Genomic DNA, 21,508 nt, shown 5'->3' with positions numbered 1-21,508 from the left:
CCTAGCGTTCATCCGTCTCCCATTGCCCGGCCCAGATCATCGGTCCGGAACGGCTTGGGAAGCACAGCCGCAAATCCCGCCTCTGCGGCGGCATCTTGTAACCCTGGCGAATGAAACGCCGTGATCAACACCGCGCGCCCCTGCCAGCCCTTTGCGCGAAACATCCGTAGCGTCTCGATGCCGTTGTGACGCGGCAGGACATAGTCGATCACCAGGCATGCGGCAGCGAGCGACGCCGATGAAGCGATAGCCGCCTCGGGCTGCGAAAAGGCAAGGACGTGATAGCCTTGGCCGATGAGCAGCAGTTGCAGCGAGCGTCGCAACGCATCATCGTCCTCGATGAGGATCACGTCACGGCCTAAGCGCGGGTTCGCCACCTTGGTCGTCATGCTATGAACGTCGTCATGGTCATGGCGGACCGATAAGGCCGCTTCGGTACTACCGCTATCCGCATTGATACGCATTACGCTAAAAATCCGATCAGGCCGCGAGCGGAAAGTGGATGGTTGGGCGAGACGACGAGCGATCGGCTCCGTCGATCGCCGCCGACGGACCGAGGCATTCGAGCGCCCGCTCCGTGCCGGCGCGCGCGACGATAACCGGCGCATCGGCTTCCTTCGCGATGGCCCGCAATGTGGCCATCGAGTGCGACTGGGCGACGTCCGGCAGAACGAAGACGAGCTCCGGGTGAAAAGACGCGATAGCCGCACCGGCGTCGTTGGACTCCTCGACACGCATGATCGAGTGATATCCCGCGTTCCAGAGACCGTTTACGGCAGCGGCGGCATCCGGACCCGCGTGACCGATCGCTAATGCATGCATTGCCCTACCTTCCATGTTCAGAGTGGATGGTGGGAACCTCGCCGACTTGCCGGTCGCGGACACTTCGTAAGTTCCCTTACCCGGCCGACCCTGCCGAGATAGGGCCGGTGGCCGCGACGAGGCAGCAAGGGTGTGAAATATCTATATTCTGCGTTGCCGCGGTGCGACGACGGAGGCGCAAGCGCGATTAAGCATCATTGCTTAGTGCGCGCGCGCGCCGAGACAGCGATCCTTAGCCCGCCGAGTCGCGACGACGAAAGGCGATCGATGATCCTCTGTGCTGGCAATGACGATTTCACGTTCGACGACGACGTACCGTCCGCCGACGGGTTGCAAGCGCAGAGCGCCCTCATCGACTTCCTGGAGCGTACGCTATCGACCGGCGGAAGTTGCCGGCGCATCGACACACACGCGGCGAGCGTGTTTCTGGCGGGCGACAGAGCCTGGAAGCTCAAGCGCGCGGTTCGTTTCCCCTATCTCGACTTTTCGACCTCCGAATGTCGTCGGGCGGCGCTCGAGGCAGAACTGCGGCTCAACCGGCGCACGGCGCCTGACATGTATCTGGCGGTCCACCCGATCGCGAGAACGGACATCGGCTTTGCCATCGACGGGGCGGGAGAGCCCGTCGACTGGATCCTGGAGATGCGCCGGTTCCCCGATAACGCGCTGCTCAGCGAAATTGCCGAGCGCGGCGAGCTGGACAGCGAATTGCTGATCCGCCTGGCCGACCGCATCCACGCGTTCCACCGTCAGGCAGAACCGATCGTGCGGCAGAGCGGGGCGATGGATATTGCGTGCGTAATCGACGGCAACGCGGACAGTCTGGCCGGATTCGGGGCCGTGTTCGGCGAACGCCGTATCGCCGATCTCCTCGCCGCCCAGCACGATGCCTGCACCCGCCACGCCGGCATCCTCGACAGAAGGGGACGCAGGGGCTGGGTCCGGCATTGTCACGGTGATCTCCATCTCGCCAACGTGGCGTTGATCGATGGCGACCCTGTACTGTTCGACTGCCTCGAGTTCGACGAGGGTCTGGCTACGATCGACACGTTGTACGACCTGGCGTTTCTGCTGATGGATCTCTGGCACCGAAATCTGCGGTGCGAAGCCAATATCGTGTTCAACCGCTACATCGATATCTCGGGCGACGAGGACGGAGTCCGGCTGCTTGCGCTGTTCATCTCGTTGCGCGCGACCGTGCGGGCGCATGTGATGGCGACGACGGCGGAACGAACGGCGAGCCCGGAGGATTCCGCAGAGGCCAAGCGCTATTTCGAGCTCGCCGAAGCGATGATGCGGCCGGGCGACGCCGCGCTGATCGTCATCGGCGGCCTCTCGGGCACGGGGAAATCCACCGTCGCGCGGGCGGTCGGCGGGCATTTCGGGAATGCTCCGGGCGCCCGCATCTTGCGCAGCGACGTGCTGCGCAAGCGCCTGGCTGGCGTGCCTCCTGAGGAGCGACTGTCGCCGGCGTTCTATTCCCCATTTGCTAATCGGGTCGTCTACGACCTGCTCGACGATTATGCCCGCTACCACCTCTCCTACGGTCGCTTCGTGGTCGCGGACGCGGTGTTTGGCGGCGACGAGGAACGGCTGCAGATCGGCCGGGTAGCCGTGCATGCCCATGTGCCGTTCGTCGGCTGCTGGCTGGAAGCGAGCGAGCGTCGGCGATTGGAGCGCGTCGAACGGCGATCGGCCGACGCGTCAGACGCAAACAGCGGTGTCGTGAAACTTCAGTCTGCCCGACACATACCGGAACCGGTGGGCTGGCACCCGATCGATGCCGACGTCCCGCTCCCCGTTTTGTCCGCGACAGTGCGCGCGGCTGTCAAACAGGCGTTGGACGAGGTACCCGGCGCGGCAACAGCGGGTGCATAGCGCATCGTATATTCCCGTATCGCGCGCGGAACGATCGCAGCCTAGCCCATAGCGGATGCTGGGAGATGATTGGCGATGTTTGAGGAACGTATCGACGCACCAGCCGCCGGCGCGACCGACACATGGACGCCCGCAAAGCCCCAACCCTCCCCTCGCCGTATCGCGCTGATCGGTAATTTCCTGCCGCGCCTCTGCGGCCTGGCGACCTTCACCACCCATGTCCATGGCGCGCTGGCGGCATTGCGGCCTGCGCCTCGTATCGACGTCTACGCGATCGTCGATCCCGGCCGGCAATACGACTTTCCGCCCGCCGTTACGATGGCGGTCGATCAGGAGGAGCGCGAAGCCTATCGCCTTGCGGCCCGGCGGATCAACGCAAGCGCCGTCGATCTGGTGTGGGTGCAGCACGAATATGGCATCTACGGCGGACCTGCCGGCGCCTATCTGCTCGATCTGCTCGATGCCGTCGCGGCACCGGTCGTCGTCACGCTCCACACGGTGCTGGAAACGCCGGACCCCGATCAACGCTGGGTGCTGGAACGACTGGCATCGCGTGCGTCGCTGCTGGTCGTCATGGCCGACCATGCGCGGTCGCTGCTCGAGCGCGTCTATGGCGTCCCCGCCGGCAGGGTCGCGGTCATCGAGCATGGCGTCCCCGACCGCGAGTTCGTGATGCCCAGCGTCGCGCGGCGACGCTTCGGAATCCCCGATCGCAAGACGATCATGACGTTCGGCCTTTTGTCGCCCGGCAAGGGAATCGAGGCGATGATCCAGGCCATGCCCGCGATCCTCGCCCGAAGTCCCGGCGCGGTATATCGCATCATCGGCGCGACGCACCCGCATCTAGTCGCCCACGAAGGCGAGCGGTACCGCGATATGCTCAAGTCCATGGCGCACGAGCTCGGGGTCGATCGAAATGTGCTTTGGGAAGAATGTTTCCTCGATGAGGCGGACTTGCTCGATCGTCTGGCGACCGCCGACGTCTACGTGACACCTTATCGCAACGTGCAACAGATTACCTCGGGTACGCTTTCCTACGCCTCGGCGCTGGGCAAGCCGATCGTCTCGACGCCCTATATCCATGCGACCGAATTGCTGGCGGATGGGCGCGGCCCGCTCGTGGGATTCGACGAGGTCGAGCAAATGGCGGATGCGGTGGGCACGTTACTCGCCGACGACGATCTGCGCGCGCGGATAGCGGCGCGGGCCTATGCCCATGGGCGCGCGCTGACCTGGCATCGCATGGTTCAGCGCACGTTGGCGCGGGTCGACGGCCCGACGGCGATTCCCGCGGCAGCGATGGCCAAACGGGCAGCGGAACTAGTGACAGGATAAGCTTGTCCCGGCCCACCCTCGCCCGCCCCCTATTCGAGGGATTACGGATCGCGCGACGCCGCCGCCCGGCGCAGAAACGACGTCAGGAGGTACCGGCCCATGGCCACAATCGACCCCTTTCGGATTCGCGCCGACACGACACCGATCGCGCGCTACGCGGCGCTGGTGTACGCCATTATAGCGAGCGGCCTCATCGTCTCGGGTTTTTCGGCGGCCCTGCTCTATTCCAGCGCGAGCCTGTACGGATCGTTTTTCCGCCAAACCGCACCGACTGTCCTCGGCTGGGCCGCCATGGCATTGCCGCCGGCGATCGTCCTTTTCTTTGATCGTCGTCTCGCGGGTCTGGGTGCCGTCATCGCCTGGATGCTCTTCCTGACCTTCTCCGCTGCGACCGGTATGGCGGTAGCCGTGGCCCTCGCCTTTCTTACCGCTATTTCCAGTGTCGACATCGCTTTCCTCACCTGCGCATTCAGCTATCTCTGCCTCGCGCTGATCGGATGGCGCGCGCGTTGCGATCTGTCGGCGACGGCTAAATTCGTGCTGGCATCCATAGCAGGACTGAGCGCGGCGATACTTGCCAACCTGTTCCTGCGGTCGGGGGTTTTCGACCTCATCTTAGCCATAACAGGCGTCCTGGTGTTCGCCGCCCTTGCGGCAGCCGATACGGATCGCGTCAGGACGCTATTCACGCAGAGCGAGGGGCCTCCCGCCACGAGCGCGATCACCGGCGCGCTGACGCTTTATTTCGATCTCATCAACCTGCCGTTTTCAGTCGTCGGAGCCGCCCGGGGGCGCCGGCAGACGCGTCCCTGAAGAAGGGACCGCGGGATCGTTTCCGGGACTACCCCCGATCCTCTTGACCAGTTCGAACGCCAATAACAGCGTCGCTCCGCCGGCCCCGATTATCGCGAGGTCGGACCAACCCAGCGTCGCGAAGCCCAGCGCGTGCGCGATCGATGCCACTTCCAGGACTAACCCACTACCGGCGACGATGGCCGCAAGTACATAGCGGAACGTGATATTGTGGCGGAAAAGCGCGTGGCCGAGCGACATGCTGTAGGAACGGTGCGCCAGCACCAGCGCCAGGACGGCGGCAACCAGCGAAAAGAAGACCAGCGTACGAAGTTTCGCTTCGGGCATCTGCAATGCGATTCCGAGAGCCACGACCCCCGCCAGAAGGCCAAAGGCCAGTCCTCCTTCGATGACGGCACGCACCACCACCGGGGCGGCGAACAGGCGCTCGCCGGGCGCGCGTGGCGGCCTGTCCATGATGAGCCGTTCGTCGCGCTCAGCCTCGAACACGAGCGCGCAGACCGGATCGATGATCATCTCGAGCAACGCGACCTGGATCGGCCCGAGCAGGATCGGCAGACCGGACAGCGGAGGCAGAAGCGCGAGGCCGGCAATGGGCACATGAACCGCGAAGATGAAACCGACCGCTTTGCGGATATTGTCATAGATGCGGCGGCCAAGCCGGATCGCGAGGACGATCGCGCCGAAATCGTCATCGACTAGGACCAAAGATGCCGCCTCTCGCGCCACGTCGGTGCCACGCCGGCCCATGGCGACGCCGATATCGGCAGCCTTCAGGGCGGGCGCGTCGTTCACGCCGTCGCCCGTCATTGCCACAACGTCTCCCGCGGCCTTCAGTGCGGTCACGATACGCAACTTCTGCTCGGGCAGCGTCCGGGCAAAAATGCTCACTGTCCGAACGCGGTCCTCCAGTTGCTCATCGGAGAGCGCGGCGACCAGGTCCCCGGTCATCGTCTCGCCCTCGCCCAGCCCGATCTCGGCGGCGATCGCTTCCGCCGTGCTGGCATAATCGCCGGTGATCATCACCACGCGGATGCCCGCGGCGCGGCACTGCGCGACCGCCTCCACCACTCCCGGCCGGACCGGATCGGACAGGCCGATCAGACCGGAAAGCGTGAAGCCGTGCTCGAGATGCTCGCTGGTCGCCCGGTTCGGCGCCACGGCCGCCGACGCCACGCCGAGCACGCGCATACCCCGCGACGCCATCGCCATTGCGGCCGCGTCGAGTTCCTTGCGAGCGGCGGGGTCGAGGCGGCACAACCGGGCGATAGCCTCGGGCGCGCCCTTGGCCGCGGCCATCAATGATTCTCCGTCAGCCGGCTGCCAGACGTTGGACATGGCCAGGAGGTCGGAGCGCAAGCCGTTGGAGTGGACGAGGTTCCATTCGGGAGCAACAGCTCTTCCCATTTCTCCGGCTGCCTGGTGAAAGGCCACCTCCATCGGATCGATCGGGATCGGCGCGCTGGCGAGCGCGGCAGCATTTAGCAACGCCGCATGGGCGTCCCCTGGCGCATCTCCAACCATCGTGACGTCGCCCGCCGGCATCCAATAGGCCGCCACCGCCATGCGATTTTGCGTCAACGTTCCCGTCTTGTCGGTGCACAGAACGGTCGCCGCACCCAGCGTATCTATCGCGGCCGTGCGGCGCGTTAGCACGCCCACCCGCGCTATCCGCCATGCCCCCATCGCCAGGAATACGGTGAGCACTACCGGAAATTCTTCCGGCAGCAGCGACATCGCCGTCGCTATCCCGGTGAGCAGGGCATTCATCCATCCCCCGCGCAGAAATCCGTAGAGCAAAGCGACCAACACCGCGGTGCCGAGGCCGCCGATCGCGCACAGGCGGACGATTCGCGCAGTTTCGAGCTGAAGCCGGGGTGCCTGGCTCTCAACGGTCGCGAGCAGCTGGCCGATACGGCCGATCTGGCTGGCGCTCCCGGTCGCGGTGACCAGCGCAAGCCCGCGGCCCGCGGTGACGATCGATCCGCCGCGCACTTCCCGGTCGGCTTCGGCGCCCGTCGGCCCCGCATCGGAGTCGAGAACATATTTGTGCACGGGCACCGATTCACCCGTCAGCAGGGACTCGTCGCATTCGACATTGTCGGCTTCGATCAGCACGGCGTCGGCAGCGACGCGGTCACCCTGTTCGATGATGAGAAGATCGTCCCTGACCACTTCCCTGCCGGCAATCCGTATCGGCTGGCCGTCGCGTATCACCATGGCGCGCGGCGCCGCCAATTCGCCGAGCGCGGCCAATGCCTTTTCCGTCCGCACTTCCTGGACGATCGCGACTGCCACGGAGAACCCGGCGAAGACGATCAGGATGATCGCCTCGCTTCTGTCGCCGAGGAGGAGATAGATGCCACCGGCCGCCAACAGCATCGCCAACATCGGCTCGCGCACGACCTGCAGCGCAATGCGCCACGCCGCGCGTTGGTTGCGGCGGGGAAGTTCGTTGGGACCATCGCGAGCGAGCCGCGCCGTTGCTTCGGCACCGGTCAGGCCGACGGCCGCTCCCTTGTTGGGGCGCATTTGTCTGTTAAGCATTTCGCCCGACACTATTTTTGCTCCCGTGACGGCGATGCAGCTACGCTGGCGCGGATGCCGACGAACACTGCCAGGATCGAGTCAGCCGGCAGGGGATTGTAGGCAATCCCGTTCGACATGGCACCCGCTTGGTCGGCAGTGACGGTCTGTGAACGCGACCACGAACGCGCGCAAATCATCGCCCCATGAACCATCCGTGGAGTTCGCCTACGCCACGTGGCGCCGAGCATCGCCAGCGCGCTCGTCCAGGAAAGATGCGGGCCGGCAAGGCAAACAGCAGCCCTTCTTCATATGCAGCATGTAGCCGGGAAAGCGGGCCCGGAACCCGGACCCGCTTGCTCCGGTGTCATGCGACGACGATATGATCTTCGACCGCCGTCACCCCCGGCGCGGCCCAGGCGGCGCGTTCGGCAATGCTGCGCTCGTTCCACGCCTTGACCTTACCGCCCAGCTTGACCTTGCCGCCAACCGTGGTGACGGTGACCGACGCGGCATCGAGATCTGCCTGGCGCTTGAACGCGGCCATGATCCGGTCCTTGACGTCGGCGGCGACCGGCAATTGCTTGACCTCGATGAGGTTGTTGACTCCGATCACGCCGGTAACGCGCCCCGCCGCCTTGCGCGCCTCGTTCGACTGATAGTGCCACTCGACCTTACCGGTCAGCGTGACCCAGCCATGTTCGACCTTCACCTTGATCCCGTCTTCGGGGATCAGCACGTTCCAGGAGAACATGTCGAGGATGCGCTTGGCGATCTCATGGTCCGCCGACTTCGGCTCGGAAGGTAGCCGGACCTTGATCTCCTCGGCGATCGCCCTGACGCCGGCAACGCGCTTGGCGGCGCGTTCGGCGGCAAGCTTTTCGGGATAGCTCTTGACGAAGCCGTTCAGCGTAACGACGCCGTCGACCACCGATACGCCGATATCGGCGTGGTCCACGCTGGGTTCCCACGCGAGTTCCGCCATCACATCGTCCTGCAATTGACCATCTGACTTTTTCATCGCCTGATTTCCTTTGTGTCACACAAGGGGGGGGGCAGGGTTGCACGGACCCGACCTCGATGGGCGATGAGCGCGCCAGGTTGCCTCGCGCGGATCGCCGACCACAAACCACGGTCGCGCAACGCTGCCCAGTCACCATGACGGCGGGATCACCAGCGAAACATGCGTAACTATCCTTAGGCTGGAGCGGCCAATTCTAGCGTGCTGTCTGGATCGGCCGCGACACATGCCGGGCGACGCCTTCGTACAAATCCCGATGGCCGGCGCGGCGGCCAGCCACGATAAACGAAGGGCTCAATCGCCACGGAGGATATCGTGCCTCGCCCACCCGTTGAACCCGCGCCGGATCGGATCGATCCGCAAGCGCCGCCGGAGGCTCCGGCGCTGCCCGAGGCCGAGCCCGCACCAACTCCCGGCGGGCCCGAGATCGTTTCCCCCTGGCCGAAAGAGGCGCCGCTGGAGCAGTATCCGCAAGAGGCTCCATCACCGGATGAGTGATGTGCAAACGGAGCGGGTCCGCATGATTCTGCGGGGGCTGACGCCCGCGGCTTAGTGTTTAAGAAAAAGCGGGACCGGACTGTGCCGGATCAGTTCGCCCGTTACCTCGCCGCTCAGCCGAGCCATCCAGCTTGGCGGGTCGAACGCGCCCATGACCGCATAGTCCGGACTCCGCGCCGCAATTTCGTCTAACGCGATCCGCGCGGCGCCTCTGCCATCTGATTTGACGTATGACAGCGTCGCCGCGATGCCGCGCGCCGCGAGCAGATCGAGCGCCTGGCAACCAAGCGTGGCGAGCGTGCCGTCGTCGATTTCCAGAAGCGTGACCCGCGACGCTACCCGCAGCAGCGGAACCGCAGCGGCGAGCGCATGGCCCGCTTCGCGCGACCCGTCCCACAAGACCAGGGCATGACCCCTGACCTCGAACGAGCGGAGGTTCGGCGGTACCGTCACCATCGCGAGCCGGTGCTGGATCAACGCCTCTTCGATATCGACCGCACCGCCGATGCCATCCGCTGCGTTCGTTGGCGGCGCGGCCACCAGCCAACCGGTTCCCACCTGGTGCGACACCTCTCGCCAACCGCCAGGCCGTTCGATCCAGCCCCATCGGATTGCCGATCGGTCGAGCAAATCGGCAAGCTGCTCCGGTACCGGACTGAACGCCTCTTGTTGTGGCGTTGCGCAAGGTGGCGGTCCCGACCAATCACCGCCCGCCAGGGCGAATTGGCCTTCGACGATCACCGTCAAACGTGCGGTCAGGGCCCTGGCGATTTCTATCGCCACTCGAACGCGCCCACTCTGCCCGTCGTCGGAAGCGTCTGATACCGGAACGAGAATATTCAGCACGGCGCAGCCCCCTTGGCAGAGAGACGCAGCTTAAATTGCTTCCAATCGGCCGAAATGCGTATTGTTACGCAAGACTTCGCACCGCGCGGCTTAGCGAAGCGTAGACAGGACTTCGGCAAGCGGTAGCGCCGTGAAGGCGACTTGCGAGTCCGCGACTCCATAAGGGAGGAGCAGATTGCGTCCGGCGACCAGCGCGCCGCAGCTATAGAGGACGTTGGGGACGTAACCGTCGCGCTGTTGCGGGCTGGGCCGTAACAGGGGCTCAACCGAGCGCGCCAGCAGCTTGGCCGGGTTCTGCTTATCGAGCAGACACGCGCCGAGGCAATAGGTCCTAATCGACCCCACGCCATGCGTGATGCACAGCCAGCCTTCGTCGATCTCGATCGGCGGCCCGCACGCGCCGACCTGGACGAATTCCCACGGCCATTGCGGCGTCAGGAGGATTTCCCCGCTACTCCAGCTGGTGAGCGTGTCGGACTTCAGCAGCCAGATATTCTCGTGATCGTGGCGCCCGAGCATCGTGTATTGGCCGTCGATCCGGCGAGGAAACAGCGCCATGCCCTTGGTCGCGCTGAGCAATCCCTCGAGCGGATCGAGATCGAAGTCGACGAAATCGGACGTGCGCAGCAATTCCTGCCGCACCGTCTCGCCGCTGAAGGCGGTGTAGGTCCCGATGTAGAGGACTTGGCCGTCATCCTCCACGAACCTGACCAGGCGCAAATCTTCCACCCCATGACGCTGTTGATAGGTAACGGGGAAAATGACGACTTCGGAAGGGTCGTCACAGCCGCTGTAGGACAAATGCACCCTGCCCCCGGTTCGGCTGCGAGGGCGCCTGCTGAACTCGATCGCCGGGGACACTGCCCAGCGGCTGGGAGGATCCACCCGGATGACGCCATCCGCGCTGGTCACGCCGGTGCGAAACACGATCGACGAAATGTGGCCCTCGCCGATCGCGCGCAACGAGAACAGCAAGCGCGTCTCCCCTGCGGCAAGTCCGCTCTGATGCGGATGCGGCGTTACGCTGGGGTTGAACAGCGCCGCCGCTTCGAACGAATATTCCTCTGTAAAGTAAGCGCCGCACAACAACCGCTGTGACGGGCTTATCGATCGGCCGCGAAGGTGCGGCCCGGCAATTGCGTCGAAACGGCGCTCCAAGAGGAGCTCGACGTCGCGATGGCGGCTGTTCAGGCTTTGCAGCACATGGTCCAGTTCGCGGTCGAGATCGGCCGGTGCCAATGCCAGCACACGGTCGAGAATGTGATCGACCCTGTTTTCTTGCGACTCGGCGGTGCCGTTCTCGGCAGGAAAGAACGGCCGCAGCACGACGCGCTGCGGCTCGGGCGAGAACAAGGTGGTGCCGGTGCTCGCTGCTTCCGCCACGGGCGTTTGTCCCCGCGGCGAAGCGGGCAAAGACAGGTTCGCGGCGTCCACGGCGTTCCTTTCCCCTCAGGTGGCGTCGCCGTCTTATCGGTAATGCCGCGCCGTGAGCGTATAGGGGATTCTCCCATGCGAAGCTGGCGCCCGCATCGCCGTCATCCGCAAAGCTCCTGATTCTCTGCTTGAGCGCACACGTTACGGTGCCGGTTCTGACCGATGTTTTCTCGAGGAAGGCGATAAAAGATGCCCGACGGTTTCGACACGCTGTTGCAGCACGAAGCGGACTCGGCGAACGACGCGCAACTGCTTCGCGACGTTCGCACCGAACTGGAGCATCTGCACGAAAGGGACGCGATCCACGTCACCGTTCAACATGCCGTCGCCGTTCTGTCCGGCGTCCTGGCCGACGAGAAGACCAAAGAGGCGGCATTGATGGCTGCCCGGCGAGTAGCCGGCGTGCTGGACGTCCAGGACGATCTTCGCGTGGCACCCCATAGCAGCGACGCGGACGAGACAATCCTGCTGCGCGTCCGCACGATGCTGGCGCTCGACGCCGGGGTCGCCCCCGATCGCCTGATCACGTCGGTCTTGGACGGCAACGTCGCCATCGGCGGCCACGTCGAATGGCCCGGCCAGGCAAAGGCCGCGCTCGCGGCAATTCGCCGGGTGCGCGGCGTCAAGAACGTCACCAGCACCATACGCGTGGACGGCATGCCTTCGCTGGGCAGCATGCGGGCGCGGCTCATCGCCGCCTTTCGCGACGCCGGAGAAGCGGCCGCGGCTCAAATCGACATCGCGGCCTCGGCCCGCGTGATACGGCTGTCCGGTAAAGCTCGGTCGGACCAGGATCGCACACTGGCCGAAGAGGTATTTCGCAACCTTCAGGGCATCGACCGCGTGGAGAATTGCATCGTCATCGAATGATCGGGTCAAAAGCCCGCAAGTTCCTAGGGCTGCATCATGGTGGCCATGAACACCCAGAGATCGCGCAGGACGAAGATCAACAGGGCGATGCCGAGCAGGAACATCACGCAAAAGGCACCCAGCATTAGGAGCGAAACAAGGCGGGCCCGCGGGTCGGTGCGCGGCCAACGGCGCAGACGCGCCTTGGCCCCGACCTTGGATCCCTGACGCCCAGTCATGACGCGGCCAGCGCCGGACTGCGGGTGGGGGCCGTCCCGGTGGCGAAGAGCCGCCGAATCTCCGCCGGATCGGCCATCGCCGTTCCGGGCCTCGTCAACGCCGCTGCGCCCGCTGCCGCGCCGAACCGCGCGGCCTCGACGACATCCAGTCCTTCGAGCAGCCCGCAGATCAAGCCGGCGATCATCGAGTCACCCGTGCCGCTCCCTCCCGCCGGCGTCACCTGGAACGCTGCGATCCGGGTGAGACCCTGTCGCGTCACGACAAGCGCGCCGCGCTCCGCCAGCGACACCAGCAGCACGTCCGCATTGCCCGAATGATGCACATCGCGCGCCGCCTCGTCGATCTCGGCGTCGCTCGTCAGCCGCCGGCCGACCAGGTCTTCCAATTCCTCGAGGTCGGGCTTGATCAACCAGGCACCGACCCACAACGACTGCCGGAGCGCCGCGCCCGACGTGTCGACGATCAGCCGACAGCCCGCCGCGCGCGCACAACCGGCAACACGCCCGACAATATCGAGGGGTACGCCCTCCGGAATGCTGCCGGAAAGCACGACATAGCGGGCGCCGGTTGCTTCGGTTGTCAGCGCGTCGAGGCATGCTTGCTGCTCGGCGCTGCTCAGCGGGGTGCCGGGAAGAACGAAGCGATACTGAACCTGGGCCGCGCGGTCGTTGATACAGAAGCTCTGCCGCGTCGCACCGGATGCCGGCACTGTATGGAAAGAGGTACCACTGGCATCGACGAGTTCGGCCACATCCCTGCCGGTCGAGCCGCCGGCGGGAAACACGACCACCGCCTGTTTGCCCAACGCGTGGAGCAGGCGCGCGACGTTGATCCCACCGCCGCCGGCATCGTGGCGGGGAATGTCGCACCGAAGCTTGCGGCTCGGCTCGACACGATCGGTCGCCGTGGTGCTGTCGAGCGCCGGCCCGAGGCAAAGCGTGACGACATCAGCCATTGGCGTGCACCGCCGCGCGTTCTGCCGCCGCGACGCTCGCAAGGGTTGGAACGAACCGTTCGGGGCTGAGTGAAATGGAGTCGATCCCCTGCTCGACCAGGAACGCCGCGAATTCGGGATAGAGCGACGGCGCCTCTCCGCACAATCCGACGCGGATGCCGCAGGCCCGGGTGCGCCGAATGACATCGCCGATCAGCGTGGTGACCGCCCGGTCGCGTTCGTCGAACGCGGCGGCAAGCAGTTCGGAGTCGCGATCTACACCGAGCACCAATTGGGTGAGGTCGTTTGATCCGATCGAGAAACCGTCGAACCGCGCAGCAAATTCCTCCGCCAGCACAATGTTCGAAGGCAGCTCGCACATCATATAGACCTTCAGCCCGGCGTCGCCGCGCTGGAGGCCATGGCGCGACATTTCGGCCAGGACATGGTCTGCCTCCAGCGGCGTTCGGCAGAACGGGATCATGACGATGATATTGTCGAAGCCGAATTGCTCGCGCGCGCGGCGCAATGCGCGGCACTCGAGCGCAAAGCCGTCGCGATAGCTGGGATGATAATAACGCGAGGCGCCGCGGAACCCGAGCATCGGATTGGCCTCGACCGGTTCGAAATCCGCACCCCCGAGCAGATGGCGATATTCGTTCGACTTGAAGTCGCTCATCCGAACGATGACCTGACGGGGATGGTGCGCGGCGGCGATCCGCGAAAGCCCGCGGGCGAGCGTGTCGATGAAGAATTCTGCTCCATCCCGATACTCGCCAGTTAGCGCCGCGAGCTGATCGCGAACAGCGGCACCGGTGATCCGGTCGGGATGCGCGAGCGCCATCGGGTGCGCCTTTATCAGCGACGAAATGATGAATTCCATCCGCGCAAGACCGACGCCTTTGCTTGGCAGCCGCCACCAGCGGAAGGCTTGGGCCGGATCGGCGACGTTCAGCATCAGGTCGGTATGCGTCTCGGGTAGCGTGCCGACCGCGATGTCCTCACAGGCATAGGGCAACGCGCCGGCATAGACAGTACCGAGGGCGCTGCCTGCGCAAGCCAAAGTGATCTGCGCCTGGTCCGGAATGGTCGTGGTGCCATGCCCCGTACCGACGATCGCCGGAATGCCCAGTTCGCGGCTGACGATCGCGGCATGGCTGGTGGCACCGCCATGGTCGGTGACGATACCCGACGCCCGCCGCATCAGCGGAACCCAGTCCGGGTCGGTGGCGGCCGCTATAAGGATGGTGCCGTCGCGAAACCGATCCGCGTCCTCCGGGCGCGCGATCACGCAGGCGGTGCCCGTCACGATGCCGTCGCCGGCCGCTACCCCGGTCGCGAGCACCGGCCCACGCTCTTTGAGCGTCCAAGAGCGCAGCGGCGTATCACGGCGATTGGAGTGGACCGTTTCGGGCCGCGCCTGAACGATGAAGAGCTGCCCGGACTCGCCGTCCTTGGCCCATTCGATATCCATCGGCTGGCCATAATGATCCTCGATCAGCAACGCCCAGCGTGCCAACTGCAAGATTTCGTCATCGTCCAGGACGAAGCAGGCTTGCTCGTGTTCGCTCGTCGGGACGAGCGCGGTCGTCTGGCCGGCCTCGCCGCCCAGGACCGTCTTTTGCAGCTTGCTTCCCCGCACCTTGCCCACGATCGGGTGCACACGGTCGTCGCAGACCAGCCCCTTGGCCACTTCATGCATATCGGGATCGACCACACCCTGGACGATCGTATCGCCGAGTCCCCAAGCCGCACTGATCGACACCACTCCGGGAAATCCGGTTTCCGGATCGAGCGTGAAGATGACGCCCGCACCGGCGAGGTCCGAGCGGACCATGATCTGGACGCCGATCGAAAGCGCCCATTGTTTGTCGGCCAGGCCCTTGGCTTGCCGGTACGCGATGGCGCGGTCAGTGAACAAGGACGCGAAGCACTTCCGGCACGCCTCGATCAGCGCCTTTTCGCCGCGGACGTTCAGAAAGCTTTCCTGCTGACCGGCAAAGCTCGCGGAGGCGAGGTCCTCGCACGTAGCGCTCGACCGCACCGCGACCGCTGGATCAGCAACGCCACGCCGCCGGGCGAGCGCGCGATACGAGGCCACAACCTCCTCCTCGACGGCGCGCGGCAGCGCCGTGTCCTCGAACAGCGCGCGGATCGACGATCCAGTGGCGGCGAGGTCCACCCGACCCGAAGCGAAAGCGGCCAGCGCATCGTCGATCTTCGGCTGCAGGCCGGCGCTCTCGACCAATTCGCGGTACGAATCGGTGGTCACGGCGAACCCTACCGGAACACGAATTCCCTGGCCGCCCAGCGCGCGCATCAACTCGCCAAGCGAGGCGTTTTTTCCTCCTACGAGCGCGACATCGTCACGGCGGACGGCGTCGAGTGCGATCACACGGCGTGGCGCCGTGTCGGACGGGGGCGAGTCGATGAGGCTGAGGTCGGTCATGACGCGACCTTGCGCATCCGAGCGGCTCCGCGACATCGGGAAACCTACGGAGTCGGTTATGGTCCGAACGGAGATATTCCGGCAGTACCCACCAATCTCCTGGCGACGCCTAGTCAGGATGCGGGGAGTGATCGACCGCAGCGAGGAGGCGCTCGATGAAAGGCAACTGGCTTGCGAGCATGGCTCGTTCCGCCTCCACCACAGCAAACCAGCGCGCGGCGTCGATCTCGGGAAACCGCGTCCTTTGGCCGGATGCGGGCGGCCATTCGATTTCGACCATATTGCTGGTCAGTCCGGCGGGATCGAAATCGCGCTCGACCGCAAAGGCATGGACGATCTTCCCACCTGCCTGCCGAACGGACCCTAGCGCGATGAGAGGGCCCACCACATCGATACCGAGTTCCTCGGCCACTTCGCGGCGCGCGGCGGCTTCCGGGGTTTCCGCCGGTTCCACAAGCCCCTTGGGAATCTGCCAGGCACCCTGATCGCGATGACGCCAAAATGGCCCTCCCGGGTGAACCAGCAATATTTCGAGGAGGCGGTGACGGCGGAACAGCAGAACACCGGCGCTAGTCGGCATACGGCAATCACTCGGTAAGGCGGCACGGCAGGCGCTGGACGCGCTCTTGGTTCGCCAGAATCGCCTCCAATGTCAAAGCATCGGCGCTGGGCTAGGCTGCCGGTGATCGCGCTCGACAGGCTCGCATCAATTCGATCACTTCTTCATCGTCGGTCTGATCGAATATCTCGTAATGCGCGCCGACCGCGAAGAAGGGATCCGGGGTACTCAGACACACGATCTCGTCGCATTCCCGCTGCAGCGCCACGAGCGTTTCAGCCGGCGCCACGGGGACGGCGAGAATCAGCCGCGCCGGATCGGCCTGGCGAATGCCGTTCAGCGCAACCCGCACGGTGCCGCCCGTCGCGATGCCGTCATCCACCAGGATGACGGTGCGTCCGCCGATGGGAATGGGCTGCGTATCGCCGAGATAGGCACGACGGCGACGCGCGACTTCCTCCAGCTGGCGCCCCACCTCGGCGCGGACATATTCCGGCGAGGGACGAAGCTGCTTCACCACGGCGTCGTTCAGCACCATCCTGGCGAGTGCGCCGTCGAGGACCGCGCCTATCCCGACCTCGGGATGGCCGGGCGCGGCGAGCTTGCGTACGATCAGCAGATCCAGATCGGCATCGAGCGCGCGGGCGACTTCGAACGCCACCGGCACGCCGCCGCGCGGTAACGCGAGGACGAGCGGATGGCTCGCCTTGAAGGATGCCAAGGCTGCCGCAAGCCGCCGCCCCGCGTCGCGCCGGTCGTGAAACTCAGGGACCATAGGAAGCCTCCGCATCCAGATGACGCAGGAACCATCTCGTCGCGAGACCGACCACGGCGTCGAGTGCGCCCGGTTCCTCGAACAAGTGGTGTGCGCCGGGAACGAGCACGAGTTCCTTCGGGCAACGAAGATGTTGCATCGCGATTTCGTTGAGCTCGATCACCGGAATGTCGCGGCTCCCGACGATCAACAGGGTCGGCGCACGAACTTGCGTCAGAGCGCGCGCGCTGGCCAGATCGGGTCGCCCGCCACGCGAAACGACCGCACGCACCCGCTCGCCCGCGGTAGATGCCGCGAGCAATGCCGCGCCCCCTCCGGTGCTCGCCCCGAAAAACCCGATCGGCAGATCGCGCGTCGCGCGCAAGGTCGCCGTCCAGGCCGCGGCGGCCGAGAGGCGCGAAGCGAGCAAGGGGATATCGAAGACGTTGCGCCGATTATTCTCCTCTTCGGGTGTGAGGAGATCGAGCAATAAAGTGGCGAGCCCAGCCCGGCGCAGTTGTTCGGCGACATAATTGTTGCGCGGACTCAGCCGGCCGCTGCCACTGCCGTGCGCGAAGATGACGATACCCCGGGCCTGCTCGGGAATGCCCAGCGATCCGATCAGGCCGTCGGGCCCTACAGCGACGTCGATCGGGGGCGCGGCGGCGTTCACGGTTACAGCCCGAACGGCCAGGTTTCGGGAGCACCACGGGCGTGCTCGGCGCCAAGCGGCGTCACCGCGTTCGTTCGCGCGAACCAGACGAACGCGTCGAACTGGTCGGCCATGATTGCCTCGAAATAATGGCTGAGGCGCTCGGTGTCGGGGCGGTAAACCACCCCGATCGCGCGCTCGAGGCGCGGTTGCCGCAATGCCTCGATCAGATCGGCCTTGCCGCTCGCATCGCGCCAATCGACCATGAAGCGGTCGAGCCCGGTCGCGCGGAAAGCGCTTTCGAAACTGTCCGGCCGCGCAGGCGTCACCTGCTTGATCTCCATATCGCAGTTCCATGCGCTGGCCGCGGCAACCGTGCCGGTATCGGTGCCGAAGCCGACCAACACGGCCTCTTCGCCATGCGCCATCCGGCACAGCTCGCCGATATTGAATTCGCCCTGCCACCCCATCGCCGTCGCGGCCGCGTTGCCGATATGGCTGTTATGTGCCCAGACAATCGCCTTGGCGCCCTCGCCATGGTGCGCGAGCAACGCCTGGAGCGTACCGAACATGTGCCGATCGCGGAGATTCCAGCTCTCTGCCGAGCTGCGATACATCGCCCGATAATAACGCTCGGCGGCCCGCACGATGCGCGCATTCTGGACGGCATCGAACCATTGCTCGCCGTCCTGCGCGATATATTCGACGCGCCGATCGAGCAGGTCGCGCAATTGCGCGACCGCGCGCTCTTCGCAATCGCCTTTGCCGGCCTTCAACGCGGCACGGCCATAGTCGCTCGGCTCGTCTTGCCAAGGCGTCAGACAGCCATAGCGCCGCCGCGCTTCCGCCGCGGCGTCGGGGTCGACGGTGTCGAGATAGGTCAGCACCGCGTGGATCGAGTCGCTGAGCGAATAGATATCGAGCCCGCGGAACGACACGCGGTCGTCGGCGTCGCGCTCGGCATTGTGCCCGCGCAGCCAATCGGCGAATTCCAGCACTTCGATGTTGCGCCACATCCAGGTCGGGAAACGGATGAACGGCTCACCGCGGCGCGGACGGGCGGCCTGGTGGCGGACATAGTCATCGATCCGGGCGGCGTCCGGCCAGTCGGCTTCGACCGCGATGATCGAAAAGCCATGATGTTCGATCAGGTGCCGCGATATCGCCGCGCGTGCGCGATAGAATTCGGCCGTGCCGTGCGTGGCCTCTCCGAGAAGGACGATGCGCGCATCGCCGAACCGGTCGAACGAACGCCCGAAAGCCGCGCTGTCGGTTGGATACGGCAACGGCTCCGCGTGATGTCGGAGCAAGCCGACCAGATCATTGCGAGAGGGTTGCGGCATGTCGGCCATCTTCTGACAATGCGGTCCGCTATGCCGCTTGTCTGTCCGTAATGTTCCGCAACGTCGCTTCCCGCGTCAGCTGCCTTTCCACGGCGGGATCAGTCCACTTTCCATCCGGAGTTGGGTACCGATACGTGTGGGATATTGTCGCAATGGAGCCATCGGCCCTCGAAATCCGCCTAGGTGCCGGCCCGATCGATCTACTGGCTTCGTACGGGCTGGATGCCGGATCGTTTGGGTCGTGATCGACCCGAGCTGGCACTTCGCCCGCCGCGCATCCGTAACTCCACGCATATCGTGGCCCGCGCATGCATCATAGATCGATGCCGCCCCCTTGTGCGGAGACGGTAATGAAGAATATTCTGGTGCTCATCCACGACGATACGGGTCAGGAGGCGCGGCTTCAGGTCGCGCTCGATGTCACACGTATGCTCAATGGGCATCTCACCTGCCTCGACGTGGTAATCCCGCCGGCAGCGATGACCGACGATATGTTGGGCGGCACGGTTGGCGTAGTACTCCTGGCCGATGAAGTCAGCCGGGAAACATTGAACCGCACGCGTATCGAGGATCGGTTGTCGCACGAGGAAGTGTCGTGGGAATGGGCGGAAGCGACCGGCCGGATAGCACCCAGCCTGCGTGACGCCAGCCGCTTTGCCGACCTTATCGTCGTCAACCGGCAGCTTCACGACTTCCCGGTGCCCGACATGCGCGCCGTCGCCGCCGAGGTCATCGCCAGATCGCGCAAGCCGGTCCTCGCGGTGCCGGAGGACGCGCGCCGCCTCGATACCGAATGCGCCATGATCGCGTGGAACGGATCGACATCGGCGATGGCAGCCCTGCGCCAGGCGATACCGCTATTGGCGCGCAGCGAACGTGTACTCCTTGTCCAGGTCGAAGATGGTACCGAGGGATCGGCCGAAGCTGCTGCCAGCTATCTTTCGCGCTACGACATCCATGCACGGATCGAGCACATCGCGGCCTCGGCCAAAGGCGTGGGCCCGACATTGGTCGATCAAGCCGTGAGGCATCAAGCAGGTTATATCGTGGCGGGCGGCTTCGGGCGTGCGCGCCTGGCGGAGACGTTGTTCGGCGGTGTCACGCGCGAACTGCTGACCAACGCCCCCTGCCCGATCTTCATGGCGCATTGAGCAGCGAGGAGATGCAAAACGCGCGTTTGTCCCCTGGCGAGCGCTCACCATCCGGTTGTGCTCGCACACGCGGGGCGGAACGGCTTGGGCCGATCGATCGCTGCCGAATAATTCCATGGGTCGGGCAGGCCAATGAAGCAGGCGAGATGCTCGGGGGCGCGGGATATTCTTGTCAGGACACCCTGCATATACGGCCCCTAGACGGTGCTTAAGGCGTGATGATCACCTTCAGTGCGGCGGTATCGGCGGCGCGCCCGAACGTGTCATAGGCTTCGAGGACGTGGTCGAGCGTGAAGTGATGCGTGACCAGCCGCCCGGCGTCGAGCGTGCCCGCCGACACGGTCTTCAACAGCAATGGCGTTGTAACGGTATCGACCAGCCGCGTGGTGATCGCGATGTTACGCGACCACAGGCGCTCGAGGTGAAGATCGGCTTTCGCGCCGTGGACGCCGATATTGGCAATGACCCCACCTGGCGCGACCAGATCCTGGCATAGTTCGAACGTCGCAGGGACGCCGACCGCCTCGATCACCGTGTCGGCACCGCGGTTCTCGGTAAGCGCCATGACCGCCGCGATCGGATCGGTTGCCCCGCTGTCGATCACCGCCGTGGCACCGAACGACGAAGCGACTTGCAGTCGTCGCGGGTCGACGTCGATCATGATCACGCTCGCGGGAGAATAGAAGTGCGCGGTCAGCAACGCGGCGAGCCCGATCGGCCCGGCGCCGACGATCGCGACGCTGCTGCCCGGCGCTACCTTGCCGTTGAGCACGCCACATTCATATCCCGTCGGCAGGATGTCGCTGAGCATTACGAGCGCTTCCTCGTCGGCACCGGCGGGAATGTGGTGCAGGCTGGTGTCGGCGTGCGGGATACGGACATATTCCGCCTGGGTACCGTCGATGAGGTTGCCGAGAATCCAGCCGCCGGTCTCGCAATGCGAATACATCCCACGGCGGCAATAGGAACAGCGACCGCAGGCAGTGATGCAGGAGATCAGGACATGGTCGCCACGGTTGAACGAGGATACGCCCGCTCCCACCGTTTCGATCACGCCGACCCCTTCGTGGCCCAGGATCCGGCCCGGTTGGCAAGTCGGCACATCGCCCTTGAGGATATGAAGGTCGGTGCCGCAGATGGTCGTGTGCAGAATGCGCACGATCGCGTCGCCGGGATGCTCGACCTCGGGCATCGGTCGCTCCTCGAGCCGCTTGTCGCCGGCGCCGTGATAAACCAGTGCTTTCATCGCGATGTTCTCCGATCGCTCGCCGCCCGACCGGGCAATGTCGCGGCAATGGCGGTTCGGCGCGCGTGGGAACATTGGTAGTTTTACCAAGGACCTCCGGGCCGCTCAGCGATCGCGCGTGCCTGCACTCGCGATATAGAAGTCAGATCGGCCTGCCT

Annotated in this window: 18 protein-coding genes; 5 read left to right on the top strand and 13 right to left on the bottom strand. The window is 65.1% G+C overall.

The annotated features are described in order from the left end of the window. Positions 1–8 precede the first annotated feature (8 nt). A complete protein-coding gene (locus Q0L25_RS07645) occupies positions 9–464 on the bottom strand; it encodes a response regulator (protein ID WP_296613053.1) in 456 nt (151 codons plus the stop codon). Positions 465–480: 16 nt separating this feature from the next. Continuing rightward, entirely contained in the window at positions 481–822 is a 342-nt protein-coding gene (locus Q0L25_RS07640; RefSeq protein ID WP_296613052.1) for a hypothetical protein, read from the bottom strand. A 267-nt stretch (positions 823–1,089) separates the two neighbouring features. Here Q0L25_RS07640 and Q0L25_RS07635 point away from each other — a divergent pair, with 267 nt between their 5' ends. From Q0L25_RS07635 to Q0L25_RS07625, 3 genes are all read left to right on the top strand, one after another. Then, positions 1,090–2,700 carry an AAA family ATPase gene (locus Q0L25_RS07635; protein ID WP_296613050.1) on the top strand — a complete coding sequence of 537 codons (1,611 nt, stop codon included), beginning with the start codon at positions 1,090–1,092 and terminating at the stop codon, positions 2,698–2,700. A 75-nt stretch (positions 2,701–2,775) separates the two neighbouring features. Continuing rightward, a complete protein-coding gene (locus Q0L25_RS07630; RefSeq protein WP_296613049.1) occupies positions 2,776–4,035 on the top strand; it encodes a glycosyltransferase family 4 protein in 1,260 nt (419 codons plus the stop codon). A 99-nt stretch (positions 4,036–4,134) separates the two neighbouring features. Further along, entirely contained in the window at positions 4,135–4,848 is a 714-nt protein-coding gene (locus Q0L25_RS07625) for a Bax inhibitor-1 family protein (protein WP_296613047.1), read from the top strand. Here Q0L25_RS07625 and Q0L25_RS07620 read toward each other — a convergent pair. From Q0L25_RS07620 to Q0L25_RS07605, 4 genes are all read right to left on the bottom strand, one after another. Continuing rightward, complete coding sequence (locus Q0L25_RS07620; protein WP_296613045.1) at positions 4,804–7,395, bottom strand: cation-translocating P-type ATPase; 2,592 nt, start codon at positions 7,393–7,395, stop codon at positions 4,804–4,806. The two genes, Q0L25_RS07625 and Q0L25_RS07620, sit on opposite strands and share 45 nt — an antisense overlap. 346 nt (positions 7,396–7,741) lie before the next feature. Further along, positions 7,742–8,395 carry a BON domain-containing protein gene (locus Q0L25_RS07615; RefSeq protein WP_296613043.1) on the bottom strand — a complete coding sequence of 218 codons (654 nt, stop codon included), beginning with the start codon at positions 8,393–8,395 and terminating at the stop codon, positions 7,742–7,744. 549 nt (positions 8,396–8,944) lie between these two features. After that, on the bottom strand, positions 8,945–9,739 hold the full coding sequence (locus tag Q0L25_RS07610; protein WP_296613041.1) for a universal stress protein: 795 nt from the start codon (positions 9,737–9,739) through the stop codon (positions 8,945–8,947). A 90-nt stretch (positions 9,740–9,829) separates the two neighbouring features. Continuing rightward, on the bottom strand, positions 9,830–11,122 hold the full coding sequence (locus Q0L25_RS07605) for a glycoside hydrolase family 130 protein (RefSeq protein ID WP_296613040.1): 1,293 nt from the start codon (positions 11,120–11,122) through the stop codon (positions 9,830–9,832). 240 nt (positions 11,123–11,362) lie between these two features. Between Q0L25_RS07605 and Q0L25_RS07600 the strand changes: the two genes are divergently transcribed. Next, positions 11,363–12,043, top strand: a complete 681-nt coding sequence (locus Q0L25_RS07600) for a BON domain-containing protein (RefSeq protein ID WP_296613038.1) — start codon at positions 11,363–11,365, stop codon at positions 12,041–12,043. 214 nt (positions 12,044–12,257) lie between these two features. On the opposite strand, the gene Q0L25_RS07595 is transcribed toward Q0L25_RS07600, so the two are convergent. The 6 genes from Q0L25_RS07595 to Q0L25_RS07570 form a co-directional block, all read right to left on the bottom strand. Further along, positions 12,258–13,217 carry a 1-phosphofructokinase family hexose kinase gene (locus tag Q0L25_RS07595; protein ID WP_296613036.1) on the bottom strand — a complete coding sequence of 320 codons (960 nt, stop codon included), beginning with the start codon at positions 13,215–13,217 and terminating at the stop codon, positions 12,258–12,260. Then, positions 13,210–15,645 (bottom strand): phosphoenolpyruvate synthase, encoded by a 2,436-nt coding sequence (gene ppsA / locus Q0L25_RS07590; RefSeq protein WP_296613034.1) that lies wholly within the window; start codon positions 15,643–15,645, stop codon positions 13,210–13,212. The genes Q0L25_RS07595 and ppsA overlap by 8 nt, the downstream gene beginning before the upstream one ends. 109 nt (positions 15,646–15,754) lie before the next feature. Next, the gene (locus Q0L25_RS07585; protein ID WP_296613033.1) at positions 15,755–16,225 is read right to left on the bottom strand and encodes an NUDIX domain-containing protein; all 471 of its coding nucleotides are present in this window, start codon (positions 16,223–16,225) and stop codon (positions 15,755–15,757) included. Between the two features lie 91 nt (positions 16,226–16,316). After that, on the bottom strand, positions 16,317–16,979 hold the full coding sequence (locus tag Q0L25_RS07580) for a phosphoribosyltransferase (protein WP_296613031.1): 663 nt from the start codon (positions 16,977–16,979) through the stop codon (positions 16,317–16,319). Beyond that, positions 16,969–17,631, bottom strand: coding sequence for an alpha/beta family hydrolase (locus Q0L25_RS07575; RefSeq protein WP_296613029.1), 663 nt, complete (start codon positions 17,629–17,631; stop codon positions 16,969–16,971). Before Q0L25_RS07575 ends, Q0L25_RS07580 begins: the two co-directional genes overlap by 11 nt. 2 nt (positions 17,632–17,633) lie before the next feature. Further along, positions 17,634–18,953: an erythromycin esterase family protein gene (locus Q0L25_RS07570; RefSeq protein WP_296613027.1), complete on the bottom strand. Its 1,320-nt coding sequence runs from the start codon at positions 18,951–18,953 to the stop codon at positions 17,634–17,636. A 350-nt stretch (positions 18,954–19,303) separates the two neighbouring features. Here Q0L25_RS07570 and Q0L25_RS07565 point away from each other — a divergent pair, with 350 nt between their 5' ends. Next, the gene (locus Q0L25_RS07565) at positions 19,304–20,104 is read left to right on the top strand and encodes a universal stress protein (RefSeq protein WP_296613025.1); all 801 of its coding nucleotides are present in this window, start codon (positions 19,304–19,306) and stop codon (positions 20,102–20,104) included. 208 nt (positions 20,105–20,312) lie between these two features. Here Q0L25_RS07565 and Q0L25_RS07560 read toward each other — a convergent pair whose 3' ends face one another. Continuing rightward, the gene (locus Q0L25_RS07560; protein ID WP_296613023.1) at positions 20,313–21,425 is read right to left on the bottom strand and encodes a zinc-dependent alcohol dehydrogenase family protein; all 1,113 of its coding nucleotides are present in this window, start codon (positions 21,423–21,425) and stop codon (positions 20,313–20,315) included. Positions 21,426–21,508: the final 83 nt, after the last annotated feature.

This window comes from Sphingomonas sp. (assembly GCF_024508665.1).
Taxonomy (GTDB): domain Bacteria; phylum Pseudomonadota; class Alphaproteobacteria; order Sphingomonadales; family Sphingomonadaceae; genus Sphingomonas.
The sequence above is the reverse complement of the archived record's forward strand: the minus strand, read 5'-3'. Positions and strand labels throughout refer to the sequence as shown.

Coding starts and splice junctions, on each gene's coding strand:
- Q0L25_RS07635 (WP_296613050.1), top strand. CDS start 1,090: ATGATCCTCTGTGCTGGCAATGACGATTTCACGTTCGACGACGACGTA.
- Q0L25_RS07570 (WP_296613027.1), bottom strand. CDS start 18,953: ATGCCGCAACCCTCTCGCAATGATCTGGTCGGCTTGCTCCGACATCAC.
- Q0L25_RS07600 (WP_296613038.1), top strand. CDS start 11,363: ATGCCCGACGGTTTCGACACGCTGTTGCAGCACGAAGCGGACTCGGCG.
- Q0L25_RS07565 (WP_296613025.1), top strand. CDS start 19,304: ATGAAGAATATTCTGGTGCTCATCCACGACGATACGGGTCAGGAGGCG.
- Q0L25_RS07595 (WP_296613036.1), bottom strand. CDS start 13,217: ATGGCTGATGTCGTCACGCTTTGCCTCGGGCCGGCGCTCGACAGCACC.
- Q0L25_RS07640 (WP_296613052.1), bottom strand. CDS start 822: ATGCATGCATTAGCGATCGGTCACGCGGGTCCGGATGCCGCCGCTGCC.
- Q0L25_RS07620 (WP_296613045.1), bottom strand. CDS start 7,395: ATGCTTAACAGACAAATGCGCCCCAACAAGGGAGCGGCCGTCGGCCTG.
- Q0L25_RS07625 (WP_296613047.1), top strand. CDS start 4,135: ATGGCCACAATCGACCCCTTTCGGATTCGCGCCGACACGACACCGATC.
- Q0L25_RS07580 (WP_296613031.1), bottom strand. CDS start 16,979: ATGGTCCCTGAGTTTCACGACCGGCGCGACGCGGGGCGGCGGCTTGCG.
- Q0L25_RS07645 (WP_296613053.1), bottom strand. CDS start 464: ATGCGTATCAATGCGGATAGCGGTAGTACCGAAGCGGCCTTATCGGTC.
- Q0L25_RS07585 (WP_296613033.1), bottom strand. CDS start 16,225: ATGCCGACTAGCGCCGGTGTTCTGCTGTTCCGCCGTCACCGCCTCCTC.
- Q0L25_RS07630 (WP_296613049.1), top strand. CDS start 2,776: ATGTTTGAGGAACGTATCGACGCACCAGCCGCCGGCGCGACCGACACA.
- ppsA (WP_296613034.1), bottom strand. CDS start 15,645: ATGACCGACCTCAGCCTCATCGACTCGCCCCCGTCCGACACGGCGCCA.
- Q0L25_RS07615 (WP_296613043.1), bottom strand. CDS start 8,395: ATGAAAAAGTCAGATGGTCAATTGCAGGACGATGTGATGGCGGAACTC.
- Q0L25_RS07560 (WP_296613023.1), bottom strand. CDS start 21,425: ATGTTCCCACGCGCGCCGAACCGCCATTGCCGCGACATTGCCCGGTCG.